The organism is Streptosporangium amethystogenes (assembly GCF_000721075.1).
Lineage (GTDB): Bacteria > Actinomycetota > Actinomycetes > Streptosporangiales > Streptosporangiaceae > Streptosporangium > Streptosporangium amethystogenes.
Genome location: NZ_JOEQ01000049.1, coordinates 21,735 through 35,342, shown reverse-complemented (window position 1 = coordinate 35,342; position 13,608 = coordinate 21,735). Strand labels below are relative to the sequence as shown.

14 protein-coding genes and 1 pseudogene are annotated in these 13,608 nt (G+C 69.5%); 9 read left to right on the top strand and 6 right to left on the bottom strand.

The window, feature by feature from the left end:
- Positions 1-139: 139 nt before the first annotated feature.
- Complete coding sequence (locus IG98_RS51445; protein WP_157594788.1) at positions 140-286, bottom strand: hypothetical protein; 147 nt, start codon at positions 284-286, stop codon at positions 140-142.
- A 253-nt stretch (positions 287-539) separates the two neighbouring features.
- Between IG98_RS51445 and IG98_RS0139985 the strand changes: the two genes are divergently transcribed.
- The 7 genes and pseudogenes from IG98_RS0139985 (at position 540) to IG98_RS0139960 (ending at position 4,968) form a co-directional block, all read left to right on the top strand.
- Positions 540-971: an Hsp20/alpha crystallin family protein gene (locus IG98_RS0139985; RefSeq protein WP_030925009.1), complete on the top strand. Its 432-nt coding sequence runs from the start codon at positions 540-542 to the stop codon at positions 969-971.
- A gap of 385 nt (positions 972-1,356) precedes the next feature.
- Positions 1,357-2,466, top strand: coding sequence for a fructose-1,6-bisphosphate aldolase/phosphatase (gene fbp / locus IG98_RS0139980; protein WP_211264310.1), 1,110 nt, complete (start codon positions 1,357-1,359; stop codon positions 2,464-2,466).
- 105 nt (positions 2,467-2,571) lie between these two features.
- On the top strand, positions 2,572-2,829 hold the full coding sequence (locus IG98_RS0139975; RefSeq protein WP_030925003.1) for a DUF1876 domain-containing protein: 258 nt from the start codon (positions 2,572-2,574) through the stop codon (positions 2,827-2,829).
- A gap of 167 nt (positions 2,830-2,996) precedes the next feature.
- On the top strand, positions 2,997-3,437 hold the full coding sequence (locus IG98_RS0139970; protein WP_084195995.1) for an OsmC family protein: 441 nt from the start codon (positions 2,997-2,999) through the stop codon (positions 3,435-3,437).
- Positions 3,438-3,626: 189 nt separating this feature from the next.
- Complete coding sequence (locus IG98_RS0139965; protein WP_030924998.1) at positions 3,627-3,857, top strand: hypothetical protein; 231 nt, start codon at positions 3,627-3,629, stop codon at positions 3,855-3,857.
- Positions 3,858-3,898: 41 nt separating this feature from the next.
- Positions 3,899-4,069, top strand: a pseudogene (locus IG98_RS49615) (fumarylacetoacetate hydrolase family protein); the annotation flags it as partial.
- On the top strand, positions 4,066-4,968 hold the full coding sequence (locus IG98_RS0139960) for a dioxygenase family protein (RefSeq protein ID WP_211264309.1): 903 nt from the start codon (positions 4,066-4,068) through the stop codon (positions 4,966-4,968). The pseudogene IG98_RS49615 and the gene IG98_RS0139960, both read left to right, overlap by 4 nt.
- 117 nt (positions 4,969-5,085) lie before the next feature.
- On the opposite strand, the gene IG98_RS0139955 is transcribed toward IG98_RS0139960, so the two are convergent.
- Both IG98_RS0139955 and IG98_RS0139950 read right to left on the bottom strand, forming a co-directional pair.
- Positions 5,086-5,730 (bottom strand): lysoplasmalogenase, encoded by a 645-nt coding sequence (locus IG98_RS0139955; protein ID WP_030924994.1) that lies wholly within the window; start codon positions 5,728-5,730, stop codon positions 5,086-5,088.
- Between the two features lie 259 nt (positions 5,731-5,989).
- On the bottom strand, positions 5,990-6,802 hold the full coding sequence (locus tag IG98_RS0139950) for an SAM-dependent methyltransferase (RefSeq protein WP_030924992.1): 813 nt from the start codon (positions 6,800-6,802) through the stop codon (positions 5,990-5,992).
- Between the two features lie 317 nt (positions 6,803-7,119).
- On the opposite strand from IG98_RS0139950, the gene IG98_RS0139945 reads away from it, so the two are divergent.
- Both IG98_RS0139945 and IG98_RS0139940 read left to right on the top strand, forming a co-directional pair.
- Positions 7,120-8,718 (top strand): M4 family metallopeptidase, encoded by a 1,599-nt coding sequence (locus IG98_RS0139945; protein ID WP_037972547.1) that lies wholly within the window; start codon positions 7,120-7,122, stop codon positions 8,716-8,718.
- 239 nt (positions 8,719-8,957) lie between these two features.
- Positions 8,958-10,400: an MFS transporter gene (locus IG98_RS0139940; RefSeq protein WP_030924986.1), complete on the top strand. Its 1,443-nt coding sequence runs from the start codon at positions 8,958-8,960 to the stop codon at positions 10,398-10,400.
- A 12-nt stretch (positions 10,401-10,412) separates the two neighbouring features.
- Here IG98_RS0139940 and IG98_RS0139935 read toward each other — a convergent pair whose 3' ends face one another.
- The 3 genes from IG98_RS0139935 to IG98_RS0139925 form a co-directional block, all read right to left on the bottom strand.
- On the bottom strand, positions 10,413-11,585 hold the full coding sequence (locus IG98_RS0139935; RefSeq protein WP_030924984.1) for an NADH:flavin oxidoreductase: 1,173 nt from the start codon (positions 11,583-11,585) through the stop codon (positions 10,413-10,415).
- A 77-nt stretch (positions 11,586-11,662) separates the two neighbouring features.
- Entirely contained in the window at positions 11,663-11,947 is a 285-nt protein-coding gene (locus IG98_RS0139930; RefSeq protein ID WP_030924982.1) for a DUF1540 domain-containing protein, read from the bottom strand.
- A gap of 473 nt (positions 11,948-12,420) precedes the next feature.
- Positions 12,421-13,596 (bottom strand): saccharopine dehydrogenase family protein, encoded by a 1,176-nt coding sequence (locus IG98_RS0139925; protein ID WP_030924979.1) that lies wholly within the window; start codon positions 13,594-13,596, stop codon positions 12,421-12,423.
- Positions 13,597-13,608 lie beyond the last annotated feature (12 nt).

Here is a 13,608-nt window from a genome sequence, read left to right as displayed (position 1 = left end):
GCCAGTACTCCCCCAGCCGCTGCGGATCACCCGGTTGAAGAGAATCAACCACCCGCGGCCACCTCGCCTCCCGCACTCACCCGATGAGACGCCACCCACCCCGGCAAAGTTCTGCCCATCCCCCGCGTCCGCGCCCCGTTCACTTCAACTCCAGCGTGTCGCGCCGCCATCGCAGGAACGCGGCCGGCGTGGCACGCTCGGCGCCCCTGACCGGCGGGTCGGTCCGCGGGTCGTTGCCGGGGTCGGCGAACATGTCGGCGGCACGGGTTGGTGGATCAGTGGACATGTCCGCAATCATCATCGATCCACGCGCCGTCCAGCCACCCGTTGCCGGCGGGCATCTTGTCGATCATGATGCGGTGTCACCGCGTCACTCGAATCGCGCCTGAGCCACGGTTCGAACGGCGTCGACGGCTTCCCGGCGGCGGGCGCGGCGGCCAAAAGACCTACGTGTTTGAGGACCTCTGACTGTTACCTCCGAGTCCTGCTCGGTGGTGTGATGGAGGTATGGGAAGACCCCAGTAGACAAGGAGGACATCATGAGCATGCCGATACTCCGTGAGCGGCGAGGTCTCGTCCCCGAACTGTTCAACTGGTTGGACATGCCCCTCGCCGCCATGCAGTCGCCGATGGCGCAGCCCATCAAGTTCGAGGACTACGTCAAGGACGATCGCTACGTGCTGCGGGCCGAGTTGCCGGGAATCGATCCCGAAAAGGATGTCGACATCACCCTGTCCAAGGGCGTTCTGACCATCCACGCCGAGCGGCGTGACGAGCAGAGGGACCAGCAGCGGACGGAGTTCCGCTACGGCTCCTTCACCCGGTCGATCACGCTGCCCAGTGACATGGACGAGAACGACGTCAAGGCTTCCTACGACAAGGGGGTTCTGGAGGTCAGCGTCAAACTCGCTGAGACCAAACAGCAGGAAAAGCACATCCAGATCGAGTCCACGCCCCAGGAAAAGTCCTGACGGATCGGGCGGACCCGCTCGACATGGCGCGGGTCCGCTCCCGACTCACGGATCGCTGCGATCTTCCGTATGCGGATCACCGGCATCCGCTCACCGATTGACCTTGAGTACGTTCTGCTATGAGTTGACATACTCAGGGTAGTCATGACTTTACCGTGGCGGGCAGAGGCCTTGTCCGCCTCACGGTCACCTCACCCAGAGCCCGTGCGAGACCAGGCCGTAAGACCGGCGTTGGAGCAAGCGCTCCCGTGGGGGAGGGCGCTCACGCCCGCAACGACGGCGGGCAAAAAGTCCCACCCGGTCGGGGCCTTCTGCCCTATCCATCCACAAAGCCCCTGACCAGCGTGGAAGCAGAACAACCCACGGGGGGATCACCATGATCACTTTGAGTATCATCAAGGCCGACACCGGGGGGTTCGTCGGCCACTCCGCGGTGCACCCGAACATGATGGCCGAGGCCCGCCGCGAGATCGACCGGGCGACCGCCTCGGGGCTGCTCATCGACGGCCAGGTCGCCAGCTGTGGCGACGACATCTCGCTCATCATGACCCACACCTACGGCGCCGACGCGGGGCTCATCCACTCCTTCGCCTGGGACACCTTCCAGGCCACCACCCACATCGCCAAGGGACTCGGCCTGTACGGCGCCGGCCAGGACCTGCTGTCGGATGCCTTCTCCGGCAACCTGCGGGGCATGGGTCCCGGATATGCCGAACTGGAGTTCGAGGAGCGCCCGTCAGAGCCGGTGCTGTGCTTCCTGGCCGACAAGACCGAGCCGGGCGCGTGGAACCTGCCGCTGTACAAGATGTTCGCCGACCCGTTCAACACCGCGGGCCTGGTCATCGACGGAAAGATGCACGCCGGCTTCGACTTCGAGGTCTACGACCTGTACGAGGAGAAGCGCATAGTCTTCGACTGCCCGGCCGACCTGTACGACATGCTGATGTACATCGGCGCCCCGGCCCGTTACGTGATCCACGGTGTCCGCTCCAAGACCCTGGGTGAGACCGCAGCCGCGACCAGCACCCAGCGACTGTCCCTGATCGCCGGCAAGTACGTCGGCAAGGACGACCCGGTGATGATCGTCCGCTGCCAGTCCGGGCTGCCCGCGGTCGGCGAGGCACTGGAGCCCTTCGCCTTCCCGTACACGGTCGCCGGGTGCATGCGCGGCTCGCACCACGCACCGTTCCTACCGGTCCCGGTCAGGCAGGCGCACCCGTCCCGGTTCGACGGCCCGCCGCGCGTGGTCGCACTGGGATTCCAGATCCATGACGGGAAACTGATCGGCCCGCGCGACATGTTCGACGATCCGGCCTTCGACGGCGCACGGGCCCAGGCCGTCGAGATCATGGACTACTTCCGCCGCCACGGCCCGTTCGAACCGCACCGGCTGCCACTGTCGGAACTGGAGTACACCACCATGCCCGCTCTCGCCCAGCGGCTCGCGAACCGCTGGACCCCGATGACCACCGAGATCGCGACACCCGTCGGATGAACCACGCGGCCGCCCGGCCGTCCCGGGCGATCGGCATCCGATCGGGCTCACCGCACGCTCGGGAGTACGACACCGTGAACACCCGTTCGATCGGAGGTTCCTTCCATGGAAGCCAAGCAATGGACCGTGCAGATCTACATCACCGAAGAGGGCGATGACACCTCCGCCCGAGCGCTCCTGACCACCAAGGACGACACTCACCTGACCGGGATCGGTCACGCGCGTCGCAACCCGGTCGACCAGTCGGTCCCCGAGATCGGCGACGAGCTCGCGGTCGCCCGTGCGCTGGCCGACCTGGCGGAAAGGTTGCGCACCGTCACCGCGGAGGACATCGCCCAGGTCGCCGGGCCCACCTCATGGTGACGGCTCCTCGCCTCGGACCACCGGGATCGGCATGACCGCACCGTCCGCCTCGGCCACGATCCGCGGACGGTGCGCGCCCTTTCCCTGTCGACGCGCAGGGGCCATCCCGGAGCGATGAGATCCACGTGCTCCACCTACGGAACCTGAACACACCCGTGGAGTCACCCATGAAGCAGAACCGGAACGGCATGGTGAAGATCACCTGGCACGGCGGCGGCCGCTTTGACATTCAGATACGCCGCCACACCATCCGTGTCGACCAGCCCACGGACTTCGGCGGGGGCGACACCGGTCCCGTCCCGGTCGAGTTGTTCGTCGGGAGTCTCGCGGCCTGCGTCGCCCATCGCGCCGAACACTACCTTCACCGATGTGAGCTGCCCGCCGGCGTCACCGTGACCGCTCACTACGACCTGGGGCTGCGTCCGGCGCGGGTCTGCCGAATCGATCTGGTCGTCGACGCTCCCGGCCTTCCCGAAGGGCTTCGGGAATCGTTCACCACCGTCGTCGAGCACAGCGCCGTGCACAACTCGCTGCGGCTGCCGCCGGAGATCACCCTTCAGGTCCGCACCGAGGAGGGAGTGGTCACGGAGGCGATCGAAACGACCTGATGCCATCGGCGACCTGAGCCCGGCACATCCTCGGGCCACGGATCGGCCCGAGCGCGCCTGACAGCACGTGCCGAGCCGGCCGGTCACCATGACCACCGGCAGGCCGAGGTTCTCGGCGAACCGTATCCCCCGGCGTGCCTCGTGCGGCAGGCCGGTCCCCATCGGATGGGAGGTCCGGGCGCGACGGTCATGCCCCACGATCACGCACGAGATCCCGTTCACCCTGGCCAGGGCGGACAGCACCCCGGCTTTGCTCTCCCCCAGGCCAGTGCCGGTGTCGTCGACCAGGACGTCGAGCCGCCCGGCCCGCGCGACCCCGCTCTGCTCACCGATGACGTCCAGACCGAGGAACTCCGCGGAGTGCCCCGCCTCGCCCGGCTCCTTGACGAGCCGGATACCCTCGGTCTCCTCGACCAATAAGATGATCTTCTCAGCAGGGACGACTCTCTCGTTCAACAGCCACGCTCCGGCCCGGCGACATCATCGCCACCGGAACGCCGTCCGGGATCGGCTACGCGCGTACACCCCCGTGGCTGCTGCACGACGGCGACGTGGTCGAGGTGGAGGCCGGGAAGTTGAGCAGCGTCCGTACTCCAGTGATCAACACAGCGAGCGCAGAGGACTGGGCATGAGTGAGACCATGAGCTCCGGGCACGGCCCGGCCGGCAGCCCCCCCGTGACCGAGCAGGTCGTCGGCCAGCTCCAGGGGGCGGACACCCGACTGATGACCATCATGGAGAGCCTCATCCGTCACCTGCACGGCTTCGTCGAGGACGTGAAGCCGACGGCCGCCGAGTGGGAGGCGGGACTCGCCTTCCTCGCGCGTACCGGCTCGTTCTGCACGCCCACCCGGCAGGAGTTCGTCCTGCTCTCGGACATGCTGGGACTGACCACGCTCGTCGACGACGTGAACAACCAGGGACCGGCCAACATGACGCCGAGTTCGGTGGAGGGCCCCTTCCACTCCGTGGCCCCGTCGCGCGAACTGGGCGCCCTCATCGCCGCGGGCCCCGAATGGGGCCGGGCCGAGAGTGCCGTGATCCACGGCACCGTGCAGGACTGCCACGGGAACCGCCTGCCGGGTGCGATCCTCGACGTGTGGCAGGCCGACGACAAGGGCCACTACGACACCCAGGACGCCGAGCAGCCCGAAGGCAACCTGCGCGGCCTGTTCACCGCCGACGAGAACGGCGAGTACTGGTTTCGCACCGTGAAGCCCGCCAGCTACCCCGTACCGATGGACGGCCCGGCGGGCGACATGCTCCGCGCCATGGGACGTCATCCCATGCGCCCCGGCCATCTTCACATCCGCGTCGAGGCAGCCGGGCATCACACGCTGACCACCCACGTGTTCGTCGACGACGACCCCTACCTGGACTCCGACGCCGCCTTCGCGGTCAAACCGGAGATCATCGTCGACTTCGAGCCGTGCGAGGACCAGGCCTCGATCGAGCGGTACGGGATGGACGGGCCCTACCTGGACGTCACGTTCGACATCAGGCTCGCCACCGAGTCGGAAATGAAAAGGTGATCACGGAGAACCCCGGCACCTGCCCACTACCCCGCCGGTGACGGTCTCCCCGAAGCAGACCGATCGGATGTCCCCCTCCGGCGGAGGGGGACATCCGCCGCCGGAGGTGTGACCGCCTCAACTACGGAGGCGATCGACGATGCCCGAGGCCAGGAGGTACTGGGCCGCGACGTAGGTCGTCATGATCACCAGGCCGGTCATCGGCGGGCGGGGAAGGTCCGCCAGGCCGAACGCGATCAGTGCGTCGGAGAGCAGGAACAGGGCGCCCCCGGCCCCGATGCGCGGGCCGAGACCGGCGGCGGTCACCGCGGTGGCGGTCAGCAGCAGCGAGTAGACGGCCACCGGCAGGCGCAGGTCGCCCAGGCCCGGCCAGAGGAGGAGGACCATGCCCGCCCACAGGACGCCGTAGACCACCGGGATCGCCGGGCGGCGGCGCAGCGCCCGAAGTGCCCCCTCACGGACGAGACAGGTCACGTAACAGACGTGCGCTCCGGCGAACAGGGCCATGCCCGCCAGGAAGAGGCCGTCGATCTCCAGGGCCACGTCGCCGCCCCAGGAGAGCAGGAGCGCCGCCACCAGCAGGCGCGGTCCCCGCCGCGCCAGCACCCAGGCCGCGAGCAGCGGCATCAGCAGCGCCTTGGTCACCGAGTTCATCGGGCCTTCGCCGACGGCGACCAGCACCAGATGGACCGCGGAACAGAGCCAGAAGGCGGCCAGCAGGATGCGGGAGACCGCTCCGGCCCTTAGAACATCATTCTGCACATCTGGATGTTAGGGCCTCACACCCGGCAGGCCCAAGGCGCCCGTCGCCTTTCGACGGCACGCGGCTGTCAGGCGGAGGCGAACCCGTCCCGCCCCCTGCCCCCCGCCGACCGCGAACACCTCCCGGCGAGGGACGTCGGCCCGTGCCGACGGCACGCGATCCGTTGTGGCCGGGGAGCATCGAGCCCCCGGACCGGGCAGGGCCGATCCGGGCCCCGGGTCGGAACGCGGGGTCAGGACGTGCGGACGGCGAGGTGTCCTACGGCTTGCGGCCCACGCCGCCGTACTGGAAGACGTCACGGTCGCGGAAGCTGGTCTGCGGCTCAGGCCGCCACGTGGGCAGCGACACCACGCCGGGCTCCAGCAACTCCAGCCCGCCGAGGAACTCCTCCAGCTGCTGCCGGGTGCGCAGGGTGAGCGGAGTTGCGGCGCTGGCGTTCCACTTGGCGGCGGCCTCGTCCATCGACGGGCTGTGCACACTGTGCGCGATGGCAAGGTAGCTGCCCGAGGGGAGCGCGTCCAGCAGCGTACGCACCGCGGTGTGGGCCTGGTCCCCGTCGGGGACGAACTCCAGGACACCCATCAGCATCAGCGCGACCGGCCGGGAGAAGTCCAGCGTCTGCGCGGCCTGTCGCAGGATGGGCTCGGGATTGCGCAGGTCGGCGTCGATGTAGGCGGTCTCCCCGTCCGGGGTGCCGCGCAGCAACGCCCTGGCGTGGGCCAGCACGATCGGGTCGTTGTCGACGTAGACGATCCGCGCCTTGGGGTTGGCCCGCTGGGCGACCTGGTGGGTGTTGTCCGCGGCCGGAATGCCGGTGCCCACGTCCAGGAACTGGTCGATGCCCGCCTCACCGGCCAGATGGCGCACGACCCGGCCGATGAACTCCCGCTCGGCCCGCGCGTTGACCGGCAGATCCGGCATGACCTTCACGATCTCGTCGCCGACCGCGCGGTCGGGACCGTAGTTGTCCTTACCGCCAAGCCAGTAGTCCCACACCCGCGCCGAATGTGGGACCGAGGTGTCGATTCGCGCCAACACCTCGGTGTCGACCTCTGTGATTTCCTCGCTCATCAGAGCCTCCTCACAAGCACACCCCGTAACAACACGATCGGAGCCCACCTTAGATGATCTCCGATCGGCCTGGCGAAAAAACACCGCACACCAGGGCAATCAAGTCGAGGAGTCCCCAAACACGACGTCCTTTCCCGCGCCGGTGAGCCGCAACGGCAGAGGCTCCCTCAGTACGGATAGCCGCCCATATCACGGCGGTATGGGGTTTTGTGAGGTATTCGACTGCCTCGCTCGGTGTCAGCTTTGGGGGAGCCCCGACTCTCAGGGCTCCCTGTATCCCCCCTCCCCACAAGGGACACCGAGAGGAATCGCCCCCCGTGAACTCGAAGACCAAACTGGGCGCCATGGCCGTACTGGCCGTCACCACCCTGGTCACCCCCACCGCGGTGAGCGCCGCGTCAGCACCGGCGGACATCGCCGCCCACACCGTCTCCGCCGACCCTCCGGCGTACTCACCGCCGGACGCGGAGGCGCGCGACCGCGCCGTGACCACCGCCAACGCCACCATCGCCATGAGGTCAGAAGCCCTCCTCAAGGGGCAGAACGAGAAGTTCACTCTGACCGCCAACGTCTCCGGCGCCAAGGGCCTGCAGTACCTGACCTACGCGCGCACCTACCGAGGGCTGCCGGTGTTCGGCGGTGACGTGATCGTGTCCACCGACCGGGCCGGAGAGCTGGTCGGGTCGGTGAGCTCGGGCCAGCAGTCCAGGATCACGGTAGACGTCACGAGCAAGGTGGACGCCGCCGCGGCGACCGCCACCGCCCGGGCGCAGGTGTCCACCGTGGAGAGCGTGAGCACCCCCCGGTTGCTCGTGCACGCCGCCACCACCACGCCCAAGCTGGCCTGGGAGGTGGTCGTCACCGGCACCAACGGCGAGGTCCCGAGCGTCCTGCACGTCTTCGTGGACGCCGTCGACGGGTCGATCTTCGACTCCTACGACGACGTCCGCGCCGGGACCGGCAACAGCTACTACAACGGCAACCCGGTGACCATCCAGACATCGGGTTCCGGCAGTTCGTACTCGATGACCGACACCACCCGTCCCGGCCTGCGCTGTGGCGGGCAGGGCGGCAGCGCCTACACCGGGACCGACGACTCCTGGGGCACCGGCAGCGGCACCAACCTGGAGACCGCCTGCGTCGACACCCTGTACGCGGCACAGACGGAATGGAACATGCTCCGCAACTGGCTGGGTCGCAACGGGTTCACCGGCTCCGGCGGCGCCTTCCCGGCCCGGGTCGGCATGACCGCCGTCAACGCCTACTGGACCGGCAGCTACACCAACTTCGGGCGTAACCAGGCCAACAACCGGCAGGTCACCTCGATGGACGTGGTCGGCCACGAGTACGGTCACGCCGTCTTCCAGTACTCCGGGGGCACCGTGACCAACACCGCCGAGTCCGGCGGCATGAACGAGTCGACCGGCGACATCTTCGGCGCGCTGACCGAGCACTACGCCAACCAGCCCGCCAGCCTCGACCCGCCGGACTACCTGGTGGGCGAGGAGGTCAACCTGGTCGGCTCGGGCGAGATCCGCAACATGTACAACCCCGGCGCGCTCGGCGACCCGAACTGCTACGTCTCCCCCTTCAACTTCGAGGTGCACGCGGGAGCGGGCCCGCAGAACCACTGGTTCTACCTGCTCGCCGAGGGCACCAACCCGGTGGGCAAGCCGGCCAGCCCCGTCTGCTCGGGTCCGGCCACGCTGACCGGCATCGGCATCCAGAAGGCCGGCCAGATCTTCCAGGCCGGGCTGAACAGCAAGACCTCGCCGTGGACGCACCCCAAGGCACGGAAGGCCACCGTGGCCGCCGCCAAGGCGCTCTTCAGCGGCTGTGTCGAGGTCAACGCGGTCAAGGCCGCCTGGAGCGCGATCAACGTCCCGCCGCAGACCGGCGAGGCGACCTGCCCGTAGCACCGGGCGGCTTCGGCCTCCGAAGATGAACCACGGTCCGGGCTCCGGCGACTCGCCGGGGCCCGGACTGTGATTTGAATATCCGGAAGGGGTAGGTATGGGCTGCTGAAAGCCGGAGCCGTAGAACGGGGGCGGATGATGGTCCTCAGCCGGTCACCCGTACCGTCCGGAGATCTGGAACGCGGCGGGAGGGACAGGCCCGCGGCCCGGGGGGCCACATCCTCGCACCGCGCGGCCGGATGAGCGGCGAGGCGACGGCCCTCCAGGAACAGGAGGGGGCCGATCCGCGCCGCTGGAAGGCGCTGACCGTCTGCCTCGTCGCCGGCTTCATGACCCTGCTGGACGTCAGCATCGTCAACGTGGCGCTACCGGCGATCCGCACCGGGCTGGACGCCCCGCAGAGCGACCTGCAGTGGGTGGTGTCGGGGTACGCGCTCACCTTCGGACTGGCGTTGATCCCCGCCGGACGGTTCGGCGACATGCACGGCCGGCGCAACGCGTTCGTTCTCGGCGTCGTCCTGTTCACCCTGTCCAGCGCGGCGGCCGGGATGGCCGGCGACCCGACGTTGCTGGTCATCGCGAGACTCGTCCAGGGGATGGCGGGCGGAATATTGAACCCGCAGGTCAGTGGGTTGATCCAGCAGCTCTTCCGGGGAGCGGAGCGGGGCCGGGCGTTCGGGATGCTGGGCACCGTCATCGGTGTCTCGACCGCGGTCGGCCCGCTGCTCGGCGGGGCGCTCATCCAGCTCGGCGGCGGCCCCGACGCCTGGCGCCTCGTCTTCTACGTCAACGTGCCGATCGGCGTGCTGGCCGTGGTCCTGGCATACCGCTACATCCGGCCTCCCGCGCACGGGAGGCGTCCCCGGGAGAGCATGGACCCGGTGGGCGTGCTGCTGCTCGCCGCCGGCATCACGCTGGCGCTCCTGCCGTTCGTCGAGGGGCAGCAGTGGCGGGGCCCGGAGAAGTGGCTGGCCCTGCTCGCCGGGATCGTGGTGCTAGCCGTCTTCGTCGTCTGGGAGCGCCGGTACGGACGAAGCCACCAGCCGGTCGTCGACCTGTCCCTGTTCCGCAGGCGCTCGTACGCGCTCGGCGTCCTGCTCGGGACGCTCTACTTCGCCGGCTTCACCGCGATCTTCTTCGTGCTCACCCTGTACCTGCAGAACGGCCTGAGCTACTCGGCCCTGGAGGCCGGGCTGGCGACCACCCCGTTCGCCGGGGGGTCGGCCGTGACCGCCGCACTGGGCGGCCGGGTCGTCACCCGGCTGGGCCGGTCACTGGTGGTGTCGGGACTGCTGGTGGTCGCGGCCTCGCTGGGCGTCACGGTGCTCGCGGTGCTGCTGGTCCCCGGCGAGCATGTGGGCTGGGCCATCGCGCTGCCGCTGGTCTTCGCCGGGCTGGGCAGCGGCCTGGTGATCTCCCCCAACCAGACGCTGACCCTGTCGGAGGTACCGGTCCCGGTGGCCGGAGCCGCCGGCGGGGTGCTCCAGACGGGGCAGCGGATCGGCGCGGCCATGGGCATCGCGGCGATCGGCGCGGTGTTCTTCTCCGAGGTCGCCTCCTCCCACGGCGACTACGCACTGGCGTTCCGGCACTCGCTACTGGTCACCATCGTCTTCGTGCTGATCTCGCTGGTGGTGGCCGTCGCCGACGTGTTCGTCTCCCGGCGTTCCGGGCTCGGCTGAGACCGGGCGCGGTCACTCGGCGAGCACGCACCGGGTGCCGGAGTAGATCGTCGACATGCACCGGTTGCAGTGGATGCACCGGGATTCGACGGCGCGGTCCTTCATGATCCGGTTGGGCAGGTCTGGCTCCATGAGCAGGGCCCGGCCCATGGCGGCGAACTGGAAGCCCTCGCGCATGGCCAGTTCCATGGTCGCCAGGTTGGTGACGCCGCCGAGGAGCACCAGCGGCATCTTCAGGGCGGCGCGGAAGGCGCGGGCGTCGTCGAGCAGGTAGCCGTCCCGGTAGGGGTAGGAGCGCAGGAACCGGCCGCCCAGCAGCCGCACCCCCAGCCGCTGCGGCTGCCGCAGGGCCGCGGCGAAGTCACGGATCGGGGCGTCGCCCTTGAACAGGTACATCGGGTTGAGCAGCGAACTGCCCACCGTCAGCTCGATGGCGTCGAGGCCGCCGTCCGCCTCCAGCCAGGCCGCGACCTGGAGGCTCTCGTCGGGTGTCAGGCCGCCGCTGACCCCGTCGTCCATGTTGAGCTTGGCCAGGATCGCGAGCCGGCCGCCGACGGCCTCCCTTACCGCCAGGGCCACCTCGCGCGCCAGCCGGGCCCGGTTGACCAGGCTGCCGCCGTAGCCGTCGGTCCTGTGGTTGAGCCGGGGGCTGAGGAAGGAGCTGACCAGGTAGTTGTGCCCCAGGTGGATCTCGACGGCGTCAAAGCCCGACTCCTCCGCCAGGAGCGCCGCGTCGGCGTGCGCGCGGACGATGCGCTCGATGTCCGCGGCAGTCGTCGCCCGGGTCATGCTCATGCCCAGCCAGTTGAACCGCCGGGACGGGCCCAGCGCGGGGAGCCTGTTGGAGGCGGGGTTGGCCACCGGGCCGGCGTGGCCGATCTGCGCGGAGATGGCGGCGCCCTCGGCGTGCACCGCCTCGGCAAGACGGCGCAGGCCGGGCACGGCCTCCGGGCGCATCCAGATCTGCCGCCACTGCGTGCGGCCTTCCGGCGCCACCGTGCAGTAGGCCACCGTGGTCATGCCGACGCCTCCGGCGGCCACCCGCCGGTGAAAGTCGATCAGCTCGTCGGAGACCAGCGCCTTGGGGGTCATGCCCTCGAAGGTGGCCGCCTTGATCAGGCGGTTGCGCAGGGTGATCGGCCCGAGCTTCGCGGGGGCGAAGACGTCAGCGACGGTTTCTGCCATGGGCCAGTGTTACCAAACAAGCGCTTGGATGCCAAGAGGCCGGGACGCTGTTCCTTCGCCGTACGGCTCATCCGCCGTCAGGCCGGCGCGTACGTGAGGCAGTCGATGTCCTTCTGCGCGTAACCGACGACGATGCCGGAGGCCTGGCATTCGTACTGGACGTTGTGCTGGCAGTCGGACATCTTGCAGGCGCCGACGCGGCCGGTGGCGGCGGGGTCGCCACCCTTCACGTCGACCTGGAAGAAGGTCTCGCACTCCGCGTGATGACTGTTGCCGACCGTGATGGCCAGCGCGTGGCAGATGTGCTCCGCGTTGTAGGCGCACGCATCGACCTGGCACTCGTTGACCGCGGGCATTTTCATGGCTGACGCCTCCTGGGACTCGGACCGGCCCCGGACGCGGCCGGCCATCGCCGGGACCGGTCGCCCGACGCTCTGTTCGGTATCCGCGCGGTGGCACCGGCACCTCCGGCCGGCACCCGGGCCGTCAGGTCCGCACCACGCTCTTCCGCGCTCAGGAGTCGGACACGACGCGGTCCCCGGTCCCGCACGCGGACTACCCGGTTTAGTACCGTGCCCGGATCACCTTCACGCCCATCCGGCCCCCAAGGCTTCTCCAAGAGCGGATTCCGGCGGACCTGCACGATCGGGAAAGGCTGGACCGCGTTGCCCTCGACGGTGACCCAGGCGGCGCCGTAGTCGGTGTAGCGGGCGAAGTCGTACGGCGTTGCCGCAGACCACCGCGCCGTTGTCGTGGGAGTCGCCCTGCGGGCCCGGCCGATCCCGTCCACGATCGTCACACCGGAACCCGGAACCCGCTCGTCCCGAGCGGACGCCTACTTGCGCGAGTCGCTCAGCACCGTGAAGGTGATGCCCGCCCGCACCAGGCGGCCGATCAGCGCGTCGCCCATCGCCACGGCGGTGGTCAGCTGACCGGAGACCTCCGGGAGGTCGTCCGTCGCCAGGCAGAGCGCCGACTCGCCGAGCATCTTGGCGGTCTCGCCGTAGCCGGGGTCGCCGCCCGCGACCTCGGTGACGACGCGTGCCCCGCCCCCCAGGCCGAGGAAGGTGACCTTGAACCAGCTCCTGGCCCGCTGCTCGGCGCCGGGCCCCTCACCGGGTGCGAAGCGGCGCAGCAGCAGGGAACGTGCCGGTGGGATCTGGGCGAGCAGCGCGAGGGCGCCCACTCCGGCGGCGAGGCCGAGTGCGACGGGCAGTTGCCTGACCGCGAGGTGGTGACGGTAGGTGAAGTCGGGGCCGTAGCGCTCCAGCGCGCGGGCCGAGCGGGCGACGATCTGCGGGTCGAGTGTGGGCAGCGGCAGGGCCCAGCCTCCGACGTAGCGGACAGAGCCGGGCATGCCACGCGCCCTCCTGGTGGAGGGCGCGGCGGTACCGGACACGATTTCGAGTTCGCGCCGGACATGCGCTGCCTCGGCCGTCTGCCGGAAGCGGGAGATCGCCGTCACGGCGGAGTGCGCGGTACCGCCGGAGGCGGCACCGGAGGCCCGGACGAAGCCGCTGACCTCCAGCGGCACTCCCTCGGGCAGCTGCCCGACCGTGAAGTAGGCGCCGAGGTCGTGCGGGACGGAATCGAACCCGCAGGCGTGCACGAGCTTGGCCCCGGTCCTGACGGCCCGCTCGTGATGGCGGATGAACATGCGGTCGACGAACTCGGGCTCGCCGGTGATGTCGGCGTAGTGGGTGCCCGCGTCGGCGCAGGCGGCCACCAGCGGCTCTCCGTAGGAGACGTAGGGGCCCACGGTGGTCGCCACGACCCTGGCCTGCCTGGCGATCTCCACCAGGGAGGCCGGGTCGGTCACGTCGGCGTGGAGCAGCGGCAGCTCGGGCAGGCCGATCCGGTTCCTGACCGTTTCGAGCTTGGCCCGGTTGCGGCCGGCCAGTGCCCAGCGGAGGGTGGGACCGGCGTTGCGCGCGAGGTACTCCGCGGTGAGCGCCCCGGTGAACCCGGTGGCGCCGAACAGCACGATGTCGTACGGGCGGTCGTCAGGCATGCACCGAGATTC

Excerpts from the sequence above, each read along its gene's own strand:
- IG98_RS51445 (WP_157594788.1), bottom strand. The coding sequence starts at position 286 with ATGTCCACTGATCCACCAACCCGTGCCGCCGACATGTTCGCCGACCCC.
- IG98_RS0139985 (WP_030925009.1), top strand. The coding sequence starts at position 540 with ATGAGCATGCCGATACTCCGTGAGCGGCGAGGTCTCGTCCCCGAACTG.
- IG98_RS0139975 (WP_030925003.1), top strand. The coding sequence starts at position 2,572 with ATGGAAGCCAAGCAATGGACCGTGCAGATCTACATCACCGAAGAGGGC.
- IG98_RS0139970 (WP_084195995.1), top strand. The coding sequence starts at position 2,997 with ATGAAGCAGAACCGGAACGGCATGGTGAAGATCACCTGGCACGGCGGC.
- IG98_RS0139965 (WP_030924998.1), top strand. The coding sequence starts at position 3,627 with ATGCCCCACGATCACGCACGAGATCCCGTTCACCCTGGCCAGGGCGGA.
- IG98_RS0139960 (WP_211264309.1), top strand. The coding sequence starts at position 4,066 with ATGAGTGAGACCATGAGCTCCGGGCACGGCCCGGCCGGCAGCCCCCCC.
- IG98_RS0139950 (WP_030924992.1), bottom strand. The coding sequence starts at position 6,802 with ATGAGCGAGGAAATCACAGAGGTCGACACCGAGGTGTTGGCGCGAATC.
- IG98_RS0139940 (WP_030924986.1), top strand. The coding sequence starts at position 8,958 with ATGAGCGGCGAGGCGACGGCCCTCCAGGAACAGGAGGGGGCCGATCCG.
- IG98_RS0139935 (WP_030924984.1), bottom strand. The coding sequence starts at position 11,585 with ATGGCAGAAACCGTCGCTGACGTCTTCGCCCCCGCGAAGCTCGGGCCG.
- IG98_RS0139930 (WP_030924982.1), bottom strand. The coding sequence starts at position 11,947 with ATGAAAATGCCCGCGGTCAACGAGTGCCAGGTCGATGCGTGCGCCTAC.
- IG98_RS0139925 (WP_030924979.1), bottom strand. The coding sequence starts at position 13,596 with ATGCCTGACGACCGCCCGTACGACATCGTGCTGTTCGGCGCCACCGGG.